This is a genomic window from Vibrio orientalis CIP 102891 = ATCC 33934, from assembly GCF_000176235.1.
GTDB lineage: Bacteria > Pseudomonadota > Gammaproteobacteria > Enterobacterales > Vibrionaceae > Vibrio > Vibrio orientalis.
In genome coordinates this window covers 697512-711518 of the sequence record NZ_ACZV01000005.1, presented here as the reverse complement: position 1 = coordinate 711518, position 14007 = coordinate 697512, and the positions used below count along the sequence as shown (strand labels likewise).

Annotated in this window: 19 protein-coding genes; all 19 read right to left on the bottom strand. The window is 40.7% G+C overall.

Annotated elements, in window-relative coordinates; genetic code table 11:
* Nucleotides 1–80 precede the first annotated feature (80 nt).
* Complete coding sequence (locus VIA_RS13895) at nucleotides 81–419, bottom strand: GFA family protein (protein ID WP_004417642.1); 339 nt, start codon at nucleotides 417–419, stop codon at nucleotides 81–83.
* 559 nt (nucleotides 420–978) lie between these two features.
* Complete coding sequence (locus VIA_RS13890; RefSeq protein ID WP_004418436.1) at nucleotides 979–1350, bottom strand: hypothetical protein; 372 nt, start codon at nucleotides 1348–1350, stop codon at nucleotides 979–981.
* A 212-nt stretch (nucleotides 1351–1562) separates the two neighbouring features.
* Entirely contained in the window at nucleotides 1563–1976 is a 414-nt protein-coding gene (locus tag VIA_RS13885) for a lysozyme inhibitor LprI family protein (RefSeq protein WP_004418438.1), read from the bottom strand.
* A 136-nt stretch (nucleotides 1977–2112) separates the two neighbouring features.
* Nucleotides 2113–2568: a DUF4304 domain-containing protein gene (locus tag VIA_RS21550; protein WP_004418440.1), complete on the bottom strand. Its 456-nt coding sequence runs from the start codon at nucleotides 2566–2568 to the stop codon at nucleotides 2113–2115.
* 738 nt (nucleotides 2569–3306) lie between these two features.
* The gene (locus VIA_RS13875; RefSeq protein ID WP_004413636.1) at nucleotides 3307–3675 is read right to left on the bottom strand and encodes a VOC family protein; all 369 of its coding nucleotides are present in this window, start codon (nucleotides 3673–3675) and stop codon (nucleotides 3307–3309) included.
* A 159-nt stretch (nucleotides 3676–3834) separates the two neighbouring features.
* Complete coding sequence (locus VIA_RS13870) at nucleotides 3835–4239, bottom strand: DUF4019 domain-containing protein (RefSeq protein ID WP_004418443.1); 405 nt, start codon at nucleotides 4237–4239, stop codon at nucleotides 3835–3837.
* Between the two features lie 145 nt (nucleotides 4240–4384).
* Nucleotides 4385–4738 (bottom strand): hypothetical protein, encoded by a 354-nt coding sequence (locus VIA_RS13865; RefSeq protein WP_040896918.1) that lies wholly within the window; start codon nucleotides 4736–4738, stop codon nucleotides 4385–4387.
* A gap of 566 nt (nucleotides 4739–5304) precedes the next feature.
* Entirely contained in the window at nucleotides 5305–5709 is a 405-nt protein-coding gene (locus VIA_RS13860) for a cell envelope integrity TolA family protein (RefSeq protein ID WP_038211647.1), read from the bottom strand.
* Nucleotides 5710–6272: 563 nt separating this feature from the next.
* Complete coding sequence (locus VIA_RS13855) at nucleotides 6273–6794, bottom strand: GNAT family N-acetyltransferase (RefSeq protein ID WP_004413634.1); 522 nt, start codon at nucleotides 6792–6794, stop codon at nucleotides 6273–6275.
* A gap of 153 nt (nucleotides 6795–6947) precedes the next feature.
* Entirely contained in the window at nucleotides 6948–7472 is a 525-nt protein-coding gene (locus VIA_RS13850; protein WP_004418533.1) for an SUKH-4 family immunity protein, read from the bottom strand.
* 644 nt (nucleotides 7473–8116) lie between these two features.
* Nucleotides 8117–8326 (bottom strand): hypothetical protein, encoded by a 210-nt coding sequence (locus VIA_RS22465; RefSeq protein ID WP_004418536.1) that lies wholly within the window; start codon nucleotides 8324–8326, stop codon nucleotides 8117–8119.
* Nucleotides 8327–8775: 449 nt separating this feature from the next.
* Nucleotides 8776–9321, bottom strand: coding sequence for a GNAT family N-acetyltransferase (locus VIA_RS13840; protein WP_004413630.1), 546 nt, complete (start codon nucleotides 9319–9321; stop codon nucleotides 8776–8778).
* Between the two features lie 147 nt (nucleotides 9322–9468).
* On the bottom strand, nucleotides 9469–9876 hold the full coding sequence (locus VIA_RS13835) for a DUF6010 family protein (RefSeq protein WP_004413631.1): 408 nt from the start codon (nucleotides 9874–9876) through the stop codon (nucleotides 9469–9471).
* Nucleotides 9877–10017: 141 nt separating this feature from the next.
* Nucleotides 10018–10563 carry a GNAT family N-acetyltransferase gene (locus tag VIA_RS13830; RefSeq protein WP_004413630.1) on the bottom strand — a complete coding sequence of 182 codons (546 nt, stop codon included), beginning with the start codon at nucleotides 10561–10563 and terminating at the stop codon, nucleotides 10018–10020.
* A gap of 146 nt (nucleotides 10564–10709) precedes the next feature.
* Complete coding sequence (locus VIA_RS13825) at nucleotides 10710–11159, bottom strand: hypothetical protein (protein ID WP_425273947.1); 450 nt, start codon at nucleotides 11157–11159, stop codon at nucleotides 10710–10712.
* 148 nt (nucleotides 11160–11307) lie between these two features.
* Complete coding sequence (locus tag VIA_RS13820; protein ID WP_004413628.1) at nucleotides 11308–11985, bottom strand: hypothetical protein; 678 nt, start codon at nucleotides 11983–11985, stop codon at nucleotides 11308–11310.
* Nucleotides 11986–12639: 654 nt separating this feature from the next.
* A complete protein-coding gene (locus VIA_RS13810; protein WP_004418108.1) occupies nucleotides 12640–13101 on the bottom strand; it encodes a hypothetical protein in 462 nt (153 codons plus the stop codon).
* A gap of 159 nt (nucleotides 13102–13260) precedes the next feature.
* Nucleotides 13261–13614: a hypothetical protein gene (locus tag VIA_RS13805; protein ID WP_004418109.1), complete on the bottom strand. Its 354-nt coding sequence runs from the start codon at nucleotides 13612–13614 to the stop codon at nucleotides 13261–13263.
* Between the two features lie 115 nt (nucleotides 13615–13729).
* Entirely contained in the window at nucleotides 13730–13993 is a 264-nt protein-coding gene (locus VIA_RS13800; protein WP_004418114.1) for a hypothetical protein, read from the bottom strand.
* Nucleotides 13994–14007 lie beyond the last annotated feature (14 nt).

Genomic DNA, 14007 nt, shown 5'->3' with positions numbered 1-14007 from the left:
CATTGTGCCATAAACACTAAACTTGCTTGAAGTGACGGCGCCGAGCGTTGTGAATCACTCTTAAATTTATTGTTAGGTGATTAGTACGATGCACCATTGATCTTACGAACAGGAATACTCGAAAGCACTTCATTTTCGGCCATTCTCATATTTACAGCCAAGATATCTTCGGAACATTTCTGTGTGGTTATGTAGTGCGTTAAACAGCCACATGAGTTGCAACGATGAAATTCTACTTCTTTGTCACCCCAACAATAGAAGACTGTTTTCTCATTCATGTTGATTTGAACTTGCTCTGGAGAAAAGTATGCCCAAGCCGGAGCATAACGACGACAAATAGAACAGTTACACTCGCCAACCTCTTTGGGCAGCGAACTCAATACCAAGCTAACGTTTCCACAGTGACACTTTAATTCCATTCGATAATTCCCTGTATTCACCTAACGCGCAGCATTAAGTTGTGAGAGCCGCAACCACATGACTGTCTGCACTGCGAGTTTGCCAAATCTACTTAATGCATACCAAAATCGCCCATAGGCTCGAATCAACTTAAATGCTTTGTTATGACACAACCAAAGCCGTCAATATTTGAATGAAATATTATTTATTTTCAATAGGATATGAGTAAAAAGGCAAAAAATCGAAGCCGAAGTATTTGTTATCTCACTACCTTGAGGCGCTTTCGCGATCTTTTGAATTGCTGCGCTAATTAAGGATCGCGAAAGCGCCTCAAGGTTAGCATGGAAATAACCAATATTCGCCCTTTTTGTCGTCTTTCACACAACCCCATTGGACACAATCATACTTTATCTATATCGCTGTACATACAATATGTGATGAACGTTGTGTCATAACGCCAAATTAAGGTGTGAACAACGCCACCACCTTACCTAACGCATTGTGCCATAAACACTAAACTGGCTTGAAGTGAAAGCGCCGAGCGTTGTGAATCACTCTTAAATTTATTGTTATGTAAATCTACTTACGTTCAACGACCTTTAGTGAAAACGCATTGTACAAGCTTATTTGACTACGCCCACGATACTCTGAAACAGTTCCCTTGCCACAAACCTTACTATTTACTAACTGTTGTAGTGAACCGTGTTCTTGCTTAAATTCAGCCAAGTCATCTTCCCATACAACAAGTGTTAGAGATTGCTTTGGAAAGCGATCATCCATATTGAGGTATAAGCCACGCTTGAAACGAGAGACTTCCTTTAAAGTACCGCAAGCTATTACATCTTCACCTTCATGAAAAGGAGCATCTTTGGAGTCGATTTTAGTAGCACTATAGCTGAACGAAGAAACCAGCAATGATGTAAGTAATACAATTGGAGTGATAAATTTCATACGAGTAAACCTTAAACGTCATAATTAAGGCCATTATACAGAACGCCATTTATTTGAGATATCAATATTTACATAACGCCAAATTAAGTAGTGAGTAACGCTACCTCCCACCTAAACCATTGTGCCGTAAACACTTAAGCTGATTCAAAGCAAAAATGCCGAGCGTTACGAATCTGCTTGAATTTATTGTTATGTGCGTGGTTGAAGTTCTACTACAAACTGGGTTCCGGTAAAACTGGAGGTGTGCTGTCCATATAAGTTAAGAAGTTTTCCCACAGTTCATGCGTTCTTTGCTTCGTTAGCTTAGTTTTACAAGATATCGCCATAACCCCACGAATAGTTCCATCACGCCATTGCGTATATACCGAGTCACAATGTGAGGACATATATGTTTGCCAGTCCGTTTGAGCTAGCTTCATCGCTTCAACTAACTCTGAGTCAAACGAGTTATGTTCAAAGCTAGCCTTAAGATACTTCTCTAGTTCAGTTTTCGCTGCATCAAGCTCAATAGCAGCACACTGATTTATCTGAATTGTTGTAAACGCAGCATCGCAGTCAATGGTCTCCTCGTCAGCAACGGCACCAAACGAAAGACTAGCTAAGGCTATGATTAGACTCTTTTTCATTGTTTTCTCCGAAAGCACATAACGCCAAATTAAGTAGTGAGCAACGCCACCACCTGACCTAAGCCATTGTGCCGTAAACACTAAAGTAGATTCAAACCGAAAATGCCAAGCGTTGCGAATCTGCTTAAATTTATTGTTAGGTGAAATAGCTTGTAAGTAGGTCTCTTTGCCATTTTGCCGGAACTCTATTAGGCAAAATGTATTCAGCTTTTGCGCCGTCAAACGATGAGCATTGGTCCAACCATGGTAAACCTTTAGCTAAAACCAATTCACTGATTTCTTTTCTGTCACTGTTCTCAAAAGCTGTTTCGTAATCCAGTAGTTTATGAACCAAACTGGGGTTAGCTAATGAATCGAGCCTCATTTGAATGTGACAATCACTTTCTGATGGCCATTCTTTATCCCCTACTACAATAATGTAGACGCCTAAGTTCAAGTAGAACTGTTTGGAGTATTGAGATCCTTGAATATTTATAACTTGAATAAAGCCTTCTAAGTGTTTCCACCAAGTGCTTCCTTTTTTCCTAAAGCCAGCCTTCTTCAAGACTGGTTTTAAAATAGATTCCAAACACTTCTTTTCTTTAGAAACCAAAGGTTCCTCCTGACTTCATTTCACCTAACGCCAAATTAAGTAGTGAGCAACGCTGCCACCTACCTAGACCATTGTGCAGTAAACACTAAAGCCGATTCAAACCGAAAGTGCCAAGCGTTGCGAATCTGCTTGAATTTATTGTTATGTTTACCACAAACACATGATTTACATGAGAAAGAACTGCTGTTTCTAACTAGTTTTCTGAGCCAAACCACAAGGCAAGAACCAACTTGACCACCAAAGGCGACCAACCTAAAACAAGTAATTCCAATTCCCTGCCCAATGAGGCAACCCGACTAAGCAACAACATACGCCCTGTCTTTCCAGTTAAAGCGCAAAACAATACTGAATTGCCGAGGCAACTGCCAAGCTGAAATGCTAATTGGCTAAGAACCTAGAAGCGACTTTGAGCCAGTTAAATCAGAAGCCGACCGCCACGACCTGGCAATGAAGCAACCCACGAACATTGGCATGTTTTACGGGCTGAGAGGTGCAGGAACTTAGACCGACAATGCGGATTTGCTGAGTCTACTAGGGACTACTTGCCAGAGGGACAAAGAACTAGAGCCAAAGACCTTTAAGCCCTTGAAATGCAAGTAAACATAACGCCAAATTAAGGTGTGAACAACGCTAACACCCTACCTAAACCATTGTGCCATAAACACTAAACTCGCTTGAAGTGAAAGCGCCGAGCGTTGTGAATCACTCTTAAATTTATTGTTATATGCGTATTCGAAGCTACATTGAAACTGCTTCGATTTTGTTTCCGTCTAAGTCACGTACGAATGCTGCGTAGTAAGTTTCACCATACTCTGGTCTTAACCCTGGCTTACCTGCACATGAACCACCTAACTCAATGGCTGTAGCATAGAACTGGTCAACAGCTTCTTTTGAAGGCGCATTAAAAGCAATATGAGCACCATTACTTGATGTAGCTTTTCCTTCGCAGGGACTTCCGACCCAAAATTCAAAGTTCTCACCATAAGCCGCTGCGATATCTTCTATATAGTGAGCACGCTTAATAGACAACGTAGAAAGAACTGAGTCATAAAAACCAACTGCTTTGACCACATCAGAAGCGCCAACTGAGACATGATTTAGAATCATTTTTAAGCCCTTTTATTGTTTGAAACTTGAAAGCATATAACGCCAAATTAAGGTGTGAACAACGCTAACACCTTACCTAAAGCATTGTGCCATAAACACTAAACTGACTTGAAGTGAGAGTGCCGAGCGTTGTGAATCACTCTTAAATTTATTGTTAGCTTACTGGCCAAGCGAGTTGATGAAATAACCAATAACAACCCAACCCGTTTTACTTTTGGAGAGAGTTAAGCTTTCTGTCGACTGCTTACCCGAAAATATCGTTTGATATTGAATTACAACGTACTCACCGTCCGGCACATTCGGCAAGGACTTCATCGACGTTGTCTTTGTTAGACGGCGAGATTCAAGATTACCGACCTTTGCACGTATAGTGCTTACAGCTGCAACCCACTCACCTTTTGATATTTGTGAACGAAACAAACCAGCAGCACTGTCCCAGCTTTCACCGTAGTGTTGATTGTCTATTAAGCTAAGCCACTCTGAAGCCGTAACATCGATAGGCTTCGTTTGTGCGAATAACAATGTAGGAACGAACAACAGAACCAGTATGAATTGTCTAAGCATACAAAATTAACCTTTTCTTCGTTGTAAGCTAACGCCAAATTAAGTAGTGAGTAACGCTACCACCCACCTAAACCATTGTGCCGTAAACACTTAAGCTGATTCAAAGCAAAAATGCCGAGCGTTACGAATCTGCTTGAATTTATTGTTATGTAGCGCTGCTCGCAAGGACACAAACCAAGAATGCAGGCACCCCAGCTATAAGTAGTTTGATACAAAAAGCTGTATTTTCTGAGAACCGCTCATCATCGATTTCGTCCGCAACGCTACGGTCAACCATTGAGTCTGTAACCCTATCAACTTTGTCGTCAGACTGCCCTATACCACCCAAAGGCGGATACATGAAAAATAAGGCTGTCGTGCCCCATAAATGTAGAACGATGAAAAATGCGTAGTCCGATACAAACTTAAGCCCAAAGAAGCCTGTGGACATCTCAAGACCAACAACTATTACGGCTGCTATTACATTCGCAACCAATATAAATCGAACTAAACCAAGCATTTGTACTCCATTTCTTACCTAGCTACATAACGCGCAGCATTAAGTTGTGAGAGCCGCAACCACATGACTGTCTGCACTGCGAGTTTGCCAAATCTACTTAATGCATACCAAAATCGCCCATAGGCTCGAATCAACTTAAATGCTTTGTTATGACACAACCAAAGCCGTCAATATTTGAATGAAATATTATTTATTTTCAATAGGATATGAGTAAAAAGGCAAAAAATCGAAGCCGAAGTATTTGTTATCTCACTACCTTGAGGCGCTTTCGCGATCTTTTGAATTGCTGCGCTAATTAAGGATCGCGAAAGCGCCTCAAGGTTAGCATGGAAATAACCAATATTCGCCCTTTTTGTCGTCTTTCACACAACCCCATTGGACACAATCATACTTTATCTATATCGCTGTACATACAATATGTGATGAACGTTGTGTCATAACGCCAAATTAAGTAGTGAGCAACGCCACCACCTGACCTAAACCATTGTGCCGTAAACACTAAAGTTGATTCCAACTGAAAATGCCAAGCGTTGCGAATCTGCTTAAATTTATTGTTAGTGCGCTCCTCACGGTTTAATGATAATACTCAACTTTCTTAACTTATCTGCCTCATTAACATCAACTGGCAACGGAAATGAACCAATTTCCCATACGGCATTGAAGACTGTCTGACAAAGCACATTTTTATTACTTATTTCCACATGCTCAATAACACCAAGCGATGATAACGATATTTCAGCGCGACAATCTAAGTCTTTGTTTAAATTCAACTCACCAAGTTTTTCTTTGATTAATGAATGGTATATTGACGCATATCTAGATGTGACAGATTCTTCAATATCAGTATAAGTTTCTAAACCTTCGAAGAGCTTATTTAAGGCAGCCATTTGTTCCTGTTCAGTTTGGCTTGAAGAGAATGACACCATCGGTATAAATAAAAACGAAAGGAAAAACCATCTAACTTCTTTCATATTGCAACCTTGTTTAGCGTGAAGTTTATGCGCGCTAACGCGCAGCATTAAGTTGTGAGAGCCGCAACCACATGACTGTCTGCACTGCGAGTTTGCCAAATCTACTTAATGCATACCAAAATCGCCCATAGGCTCGAATCAACTTAAATGCTTTGTTATGACACAACCAAAGCCGTCAATATTTGAATGAAATGTTATTTATTTTCAATAGGATATGAGTAAAAAGGCAAAAAATCGAAGCCGAAGTATTTGTTATCTCACTACCTTGAGAGCGCTTTCGCGATCTTTTGAATTGCTGCGCTAATTAAGGATCGCGAAAGCGCCTCAAGGTTAGCATGGAAATAACCAATATTCGCCCTTTTTGTCGTCTTTCACACAACCCCATTGGACACAATCATACTTTATCTATATCGCTGTACATACAATATGTGATGAACGTTGTGTCATAACGCCAAATTAAGGTGTGAACAACGCTAACACCTTACCTAAAGCATTGTGCCATAAACACTAAACTGACTTGAAGTAAGGGCGCCAAGCGTTGTGAATCACTCTTAAATTTATTGTTAGTTGCGTTCTGACCACTCCGACCATAACACCCCATATTTGACGGAGTCATAGTACTCACCCTTGTAGTAACGAACCTTTCTAAGCCTTGCTTCTTGCTGAAAACCCAGTTTCAAAGCCAAAGACATCATTCGAGGATTACCCGACCAAGTAGTTAAACCAACCCTCTCGATTTCTTTAGTTTCGAACAAGTACGATACCCATAAAGGTAGAGCAAGCGCAGCAATTCCCTTCCCCCAGTACTGTGCATCATAAATAACTACACCAGCTTCAAGCCAACGCGTTTCTTCACATTCCCAGTAGCAACTAACCGTTCCAACAGGAATATCGTCAACAATGATTAATTGTAAGTCTGAGCCTGCTAGTAAACGCTGAAATGATGAACTTTCAAACTGTTCTAATGTTGGGTGAGAATATGGAAAGTAAGGACCATTGAACTTCATCCATTCATCATTTGAAATAACCAAAGAATGGAGAGGTTCCAGTTCGTCTTCCTTGGCTGGTCTAATATCTACTTTCATATCTTCCTCAATACTTCCAGATTCTTTGTAGCAAACTAACGCCAAATTAAGGTGTGAACAACGCTAGCACCTTAGCTAAATCATTGTGCCATAAACACTAAACTGGATTGAAGTGAGGGCGCCAAGCGTTGTGAATCACTCTTAAATTTATTGTTATGCGTTTTTTCCACATGCTTCAGCCCAACTAGACCATACAGTGCTACTATTCTCGACACCTCTGATTTGATCGATAAAACTGTTAATCAATGCCCTCGGTATAGTTTTGTTAATAAAGGCGTCTTGGTCTTCGGACGCTGCAGCCTCTATTATGCTCTCAAATTTAGCGATAACCCGAGACAGTGACTGAACGTCAGAGTTTAAAAATAGCAATTCACTACCTTTGTTATCAAAGATAAATACTTTAGGGTTGTTCGGGAGCAAAATTATCGGTTCGTTACCCATAGCTGAACCTAAAACGCGCGCCTTAGGGTATCGAGATACCGCTGAGTCGTAACCTTCAGGCCAATCACAAGCCCAACACCAACTCTTAAGCTGAGGCAAATATTCCTCTTCAAAATCACCGAAATACAAATGAGGTGCACACCAATTAGGCAAGCCGACTTCCACTAAATATTTTGAAGTCTTAGTCGGGACATCCTGAAATTTTAGGATGCTATTTGAAAAACGAGATACTTCCATTTGACCTAATCCACTCGTGAAACGCATAACGCCCAATTAACGTGTGAGCAGCGCATCCACTGAACTTAACCACTGCGCCGTAAACACTAAACTCAACCCGAAGTGAGAGCGCCAAGCGTTGCGAATCACTGTTGAATTGTTTGTTATGTTTTACCACAAACGCATGATTTACTTGAGAAAGAACTGCTATTTCTAACTAGTTTTCTGAAGCAAACCACAAGGCTGAAACCAACTTGACCGACAAAGGCGACCAACCTGAAACGTGCAATTCCACTTCCCTGCCTAATGAGGCAATCCGAATAAGATCCAACAAGCGCCCTATCTTTCCAACCAAAGCGCAAGACAATGGCAAATTGCCGAGGCAACTGCCAAGGTGGGATACTAATTGGAAAAGAACCTCAAAGCGACTTTGAGCCAGTTAAACAAGAAGCCAACCGCCACGACCTGACAATGAAGCAACCCACGAACATTGGCATGTTTTACGGTCTGAGGGATTCAAGAACTTAGGCCGACAATACTGATTTGCTGAGTCTACTAGAGACGAATTGCCTGAGGGACAAAGAACTAGAGCCTAAGACCTTTAAGCCTTTGAATTTCAAGTAAACATAACGCCCAATTAACGTGTGAGCAGCGCATACACTGAACTAAACCACTGCGCCGTAAACACTAAACTCAACCTGAAGTGAGAGCGCCAAGCGTTGCGAATCACTGTTGAATTGTTTGTTATGTTTTACCACAAATACATGATTTACTTGAGAAAGAACTGTTATTTCTGACTGGTTTTCTGAAGCAAACCACAAGGCTGGAACCAACTTGACCGCCAAAGGTGACCAACCTAAAACAAGTAAGTCCACTTCCCTGCCCAATGAGGCAACCCGACTAAGGAACAACGAGCGCCCTTTCTTTCCAACCAAATCGCAAGACAATGGAAAATTGCCGAGGCAACTGCCAAATTGAAATGCCAATTGGCTAAGAACCTAAAAGCGACTTTGAGCCAGTTAAACAGGAAGCCGACCGCCACGACCTGGAAATGAAGCAACCCACGGACATTGGCATGTTTTACGGCCTGAATAATTCATGAACTTAGGCCGACAATACGGATTTGCTGAGTTTACTAGGGACGAATTGCCAGAGGGACAGAGAACTAGAGCCCAAGACCTTTAAGCCTTTGAAATACAAGTAAACATAACGCCCAATTAACGTGTGAGCAACGCTGCCACTACGTTGAAGCACTGCGCCGTAAACACTAAACTCAACCCGAAGTGAAAGCGCCAAGCGTTGCGAATCACTGTTGAATTGTTTGTTATGCGTAATTTTTGACGTACTTTGTCATTGCTGTTTCCGAGACTGACAAACCGTCGATTCTATATTGATCTTTGAACTCTCCAACAACATTGAACCCTGCTTTTAGGTAGAGGTTCTTTGCTGGGAAATTCTCCGATAATACACAAAGATCAAGCCAGTCAATTTCAGCTTTTTCTTGGCAGAAATTTATAACAGCATCAATGAGTCTTTGACCAAGACCTTGCTTCCGGCAAGAAACATCTACGCCCATACCTAATAGAACTCTGTGAGAACGGCTTTCATCACTGTGGTGGCGAAGATCAATATGACCTTTGATATTTCCATAGGTGTCTTTTACAACCCAAAGTTTTCTCCAACCTAAGCCGCCAAACTGATGAGAAAAGCCTTGGATAAACTTATCTTTTGTTGCTTCTGGAATTTCACTTTGCTCTCTGGACATTGGCTGGAAAAGAGGAACTTCTCCATTACCATTTTCAGACAGCTGATTTTCTAGATACACAAAGAATGAATCTAAATCCGATTTTTCCGCTTCTACTACTTCCATCTAATTCTCGGTACTCCATCGATTACGCATAACGCCAAATTAAGGTGTGAACAACGCTACCACCCACACCTAAAGTATTGTGCCATAAACACTAAACTGACTTGAAGTGAAAGCGCCAAGCGTTGTGAATCACTCTTAAATTTATTGTTATGCAATTTTTCCAACACGCGCTTGAGCCAACAAGTACCAAGCTATTGTAATATCGAAAGAAATGCACATTATCACGTACCATTCCGGAGCAACAGAACTGCCTGGACCGACTAAATGAAGACCAACGTCCCAAATGGGATGAAGTAACCAACCTACTGCTAATAAATATGAGCTACGACTTTTGGAAAGAATATAGAATGCACCGTATAACAGTACGCCTAAAGATTCGATTCCAATCCAAGCCAGATTCGAAGCTAAAATAGCAAACAGTACATAGATAAGCGCAGCAATTATCAACGCATAACCGAGAATCTTAAGACGAAACTCTGAGGATTTATGGTGTACACACTTGAGTAATACAGCACTAGCTATTACACCAACAGCTAGCCAAAAGATTACTTCCATCGCTGTAATTTCCTCCAATTGCATAACGCCCAATTAAGGGGTGAACAACGCCTCCACCCAAACCTAACGCATTGTGCCATAAACACTTAACTGACTTGAAATGAGGGCGCCAAGCGTTGTGAATCCCTCTTAAATTGCTTGTTATGCGTAATTTTTGACGTACTTTGTCATTGCTGTTTCCGAAACTGACAAACCGTCGATTCTATATTGATCTTTGAACTCTCCAACAACATTGAACCCTGCTTTTAGGTAGAGGTTCTTTGCTGGGAAATTCTCCGATAATACACAAAGATCAAGCCAGTCAATTTCAGCTTTTTCTTGGCAGAAATTTATAACAGCATCAATGAGTCTTTGACCAAGACCTTGCTTCCGGCAAGAAACATCTACGCCCATACCTAATAGAACTCTGTGAGAACGGCTTTCATCACTGTGGTGGCGAAGATCAATATGACCTTTGATATTTCCATAGGTGTCTTTTACAACCCAAAGTTTTCTCCAACCTAAGCCGCCAAACTGATGAGAAAAGCCTTGGATAAACTTATCTTTTGTTGCTTCTGGAATTTCACTTTGCTCTCTGGACATTGGCTGGAAAAGAGGAACTTCTCCATTACCATTTTCAGACAGCTGATTTTCTAGATACACAAAGAATGAATCTAAATCCGATTTTTCCGCTTCTACTACTTCCATCTAATTCTCGGTACTCCATCGATTACGCATAACGCCAAATTAAGGTGTGAACAACGCTGACACCTTAGCTAATACATTGCACCATAAACACTAAACCTGCTTGGAGTGAAGGCGCCAAGCGTTGTGAATCACTCTTAAATTTATTGTTAGGTTTTAAGCTCTCGAACTTGAACATTCCTAAAGCAAAACTTGGAAAAAACAACCATTAAAACAAAGTTATAGGCTAATAGCGGGAGCATATGTTCAAAAAGTAGAATGCTGCCAACGAATTGAAATATAAAAAAGAGGCAGAATAATCCATACGAATACTGAGGGTTAGCCTGAAGAATCGCCACAAGCTTTCCATCAATCGTCAATCTACATGCAACAAGCCCTTTAACCCAACTAACTACTTTGAAATCGACGACAAATTCTTCATCGTTAACCTCAAACATATGCGTCGAGTTCAACCCGAAAGAATATTTCTCAGAGCAAACCTCACCATTGACTTTGATTACCTCTTTTCCCGCCAAAGCACTGCCAGAAGCTAAAACTTCGTAACCGGGTAAAGAAAACAAAAACTCATAGCCTTTAGTATATCTATGACTCAAACTCACGACTCCTTGTAGAAAACCTAACGCCGCATTAAGGTGTGAGCAACGCGACCACAAAACTAAACCATACCACCGTAAACACAAAACCCAACGATGGAATGAAAAATGCCATGCGTTGGGAATCACTCTTAAATGCTTTGTTAAATGTATTCTACGACTTACTATCTTTTGAACTCGACGCAGACTCTGCTGACTTGTGCTCAGAAGTTGGAGCTGTACCCGGAGCCATTTCCATTTTGGGGATATCCGCACTATAGATTGGAACTTCCTTACTTTCGGGAGCAAGTTGCATACTCGGAATATCTGCACTATCGGTTACAAAAACCCTTTTTGATGTTTGTTTTTTATCTGACATGTTTGTTTCACCTTGAATGTTTATGATTACAAAAAAGACAACTAATGATATTGCTACCGCAAAGAACACACCAGTGGCTCGATTTAAAATGTGATTTGCCTTCTGATAAAGGTTGGATTCTAAATGAGCATCCACAACACCCTGAACATAATATCGTTCAGCTTTAGTCAATTCTTTTGAAATTGCCTGATTACCTACTAGGTAAGCAATTAACGTCGAAATTACAGTGAATAAAAATAAAACCCAAGATAGCTTTATCGCCCATAAGTATGTAGCTGTTTCTAGAGGAACGATAAATCGAATTGCAGTTAAAGATAAAGCTAACCCAGCAGAAGATAAAGACAGTATCGCCTTATCATAACCTTCACTGTTAGAAAGCTGTCGTTTCAACAACTCCTCTCGAAACTTGTCATGAATCTCAATGCAACGTTTTTGTTCGTCTTCAGTTCGCTGATATCTTTTGTTTTGTTCCATACTACCCCATACATTTAACGCCAAATTAAGGTGTGAACAACGCTAACACCTTACCTAAAGCATTGTGCCATAAACACTAAACTGGCTTGAAGTGAAAGCGCCGAGCGTTGTGAATCACTCTTAAATTTATTGTTATGTTATCAATCACGACAAGGACTAACCAAGCTTGGCAGTCCCTTTTTATAGAAAGGTTCCATATACGTAAATAATCAGGGAGCCTAAGAAAACCAACAGCCGAAAGCACTGTACATCGCTTTTACCATCTTCAAAGTCGTATGTTACCCCCCCTATAGGCAGGTTACGATTAAACAGAAAACAGTACATGATTAGTAAGCTGTATATAGGAACAAAGTCTTTTAGCACCACATAGCCCAAGTCCAGCGAATACCAAATTAGATCCAAAAGCCAAATAAATGTGAATAGAAACATCACTATCAACTTAGCCGTTCTATTCAATATATTGTCTGGCCATATTAACTGCTTCATCAACCCTACTTCTCCCCAAGTAACCCATCCCCGCCGTTAACATAACGCCCAATTAAGGGGTGAACAACGCCCCCACCCAACCTAAAGTATTGTGCCATAAACACTAAATTTGAAGTAGAAGCAAAAGTGCCAAGCGTTGTGAATCCCTCTTAAATTGCTTGTTATATTTTATATTCCTGCCGCTTCCTTTCGCGCTTCACATACGCCAAGTAAGAAACCGACTAGAAAGCAAAACGCCTTTGCCACGGTATTTCGATACGTTGTATGACTGTTCAAAGTCTTAGGAGTATAACCAATAACATCACAAGCCCATGACTTTAGCTCATCATGGTAGTCATCAAAATTTAGTTGATGAGCCAGCTTGTTTCTAATTTTATTTATACGCTTGATGTAAGGGGTGTATTCCTGCCATACATTCGGCTTCGAGCCTTCTAAGGCGTTCAACAAGTCCACCTTCTTTGCAAACATAAGACTGAGCGAATCTAGATTTTTCTCGTGATCAATATAACGTAACAAATGCTGATTTATAGCTTGCTCTAAGATCAAGTGACCTTTCAATAACACAAGCTCAATTTCTGACTGATTCAATAAATCTTTCTCTAAAGAAGCGTAAACTTCATGCAATTCCATTTCAGTTCTCTATGACTACAGCTTTGGAAGCTGATTTAAAATATAACGCCAAATTAAGTAGTGAGCAACGCTACCACTTACCTAAAGAATTGTGCCGAAAACACCTAAGCCGATTCAAACCAAAAGTGCCAAGCGTTGCGAATCTGCTTAAATTTATTGTTATGTAGCGATGCTCGCTAGGACACAAACCAAGAATGCAGGCACCCCAGATATGAGCAGTTTGATGCAAAAAGCTGTGTTTTCTGAGAACCGCTCATCATCAATTTCGTCCGTTACAGTACGGTCAACCATTGAGTCTGTAACCGTATCAACTTTGTCGTCAGACTGCCCTATACCACCTAGCGGTGGATACATGAAAAATAAGGCGGTCGTTCCCCATAAAAGCATTACGATGAAAAATGCATAGTCCGATACGAACTTAAGTCCAAAGAAGCTTGTAGACATCTCAAGACCAACTACTATTACGGCTGCTATTACATTCGCAACCAATACAAATCGAACTAAACCAAGCATTTATACTCCATTTCTTACCTAGCTACATAACGCCGCATTAAGGTGTGAGCGACGCTTGGCTATACTTGAGCGAAGCGAAACTGCCAAGCGTTGCGAATCACTCTTAAATGCTTTGTTATACGAATTTACACCCACATTTTTTACAGCTTTCTTTACTAATTACTTTTGCTCCGATTGATCGGCACTCAGGACACATTGATTTTCGATGCGCTAAAAACAAAAATACTATAGCGCACGCACGTAACCCTAACACGACCACTTCTGAAAAGTTTTCAATACCTTTTGGTAACACAATCGATGCCAACATACATAGAATAGCCATTAAACCGAAGCGTCTATATTGCTTTAAAGTTTCCTGATAATTTTCACTATTTGCCATACAATCTCCATTCG

What these genes read in the sequence shown, in the direction of transcription:
- VIA_RS13810 (WP_004418108.1), bottom strand. Translation starts at nt 13,101, where the DNA reads ATGGAATTGCATGAAGTTTACGCTTCTTTAGAGAAAGATTTATTGAAT.
- VIA_RS13890 (WP_004418436.1), bottom strand. Translation starts at nt 1,350, where the DNA reads ATGAAATTTATCACTCCAATTGTATTACTTACATCATTGCTGGTTTCT.
- VIA_RS13885 (WP_004418438.1), bottom strand. Translation starts at nt 1,976, where the DNA reads ATGAAAAAGAGTCTAATCATAGCCTTAGCTAGTCTTTCGTTTGGTGCC.
- VIA_RS13870 (WP_004418443.1), bottom strand. Translation starts at nt 4,239, where the DNA reads ATGCTTAGACAATTCATACTGGTTCTGTTGTTCGTTCCTACATTGTTA.
- VIA_RS13855 (WP_004413634.1), bottom strand. Translation starts at nt 6,794, where the DNA reads ATGAAAGTAGATATTAGACCAGCCAAGGAAGACGAACTGGAACCTCTC.
- VIA_RS13830 (WP_004413630.1), bottom strand. Translation starts at nt 10,563, where the DNA reads ATGGAAGTAGTAGAAGCGGAAAAATCGGATTTAGATTCATTCTTTGTG.
- VIA_RS13800 (WP_004418114.1), bottom strand. Translation starts at nt 13,993, where the DNA reads ATGGCAAATAGTGAAAATTATCAGGAAACTTTAAAGCAATATAGACGC.
- VIA_RS13820 (WP_004413628.1), bottom strand. Translation starts at nt 11,985, where the DNA reads ATGGAACAAAACAAAAGATATCAGCGAACTGAAGACGAACAAAAACGT.
- VIA_RS13860 (WP_038211647.1), bottom strand. Translation starts at nt 5,709, where the DNA reads ATGAAAGAAGTTAGATGGTTTTTCCTTTCGTTTTTATTTATACCGATG.
- VIA_RS13895 (WP_004417642.1), bottom strand. Translation starts at nt 419, where the DNA reads ATGGAATTAAAGTGTCACTGTGGAAACGTTAGCTTGGTATTGAGTTCG.
- VIA_RS13835 (WP_004413631.1), bottom strand. Translation starts at nt 9,876, where the DNA reads ATGGAAGTAATCTTTTGGCTAGCTGTTGGTGTAATAGCTAGTGCTGTA.
- VIA_RS13865 (WP_040896918.1), bottom strand. Translation starts at nt 4,738, where the DNA reads ATGCTTGGTTTAGTTCGATTTATATTGGTTGCGAATGTAATAGCAGCC.
- VIA_RS13840 (WP_004413630.1), bottom strand. Translation starts at nt 9,321, where the DNA reads ATGGAAGTAGTAGAAGCGGAAAAATCGGATTTAGATTCATTCTTTGTG.
- VIA_RS13805 (WP_004418109.1), bottom strand. Translation starts at nt 13,614, where the DNA reads ATGCTTGGTTTAGTTCGATTTGTATTGGTTGCGAATGTAATAGCAGCC.
- VIA_RS13850 (WP_004418533.1), bottom strand. Translation starts at nt 7,472, where the DNA reads ATGGAAGTATCTCGTTTTTCAAATAGCATCCTAAAATTTCAGGATGTC.
- VIA_RS13875 (WP_004413636.1), bottom strand. Translation starts at nt 3,675, where the DNA reads ATGATTCTAAATCATGTCTCAGTTGGCGCTTCTGATGTGGTCAAAGCA.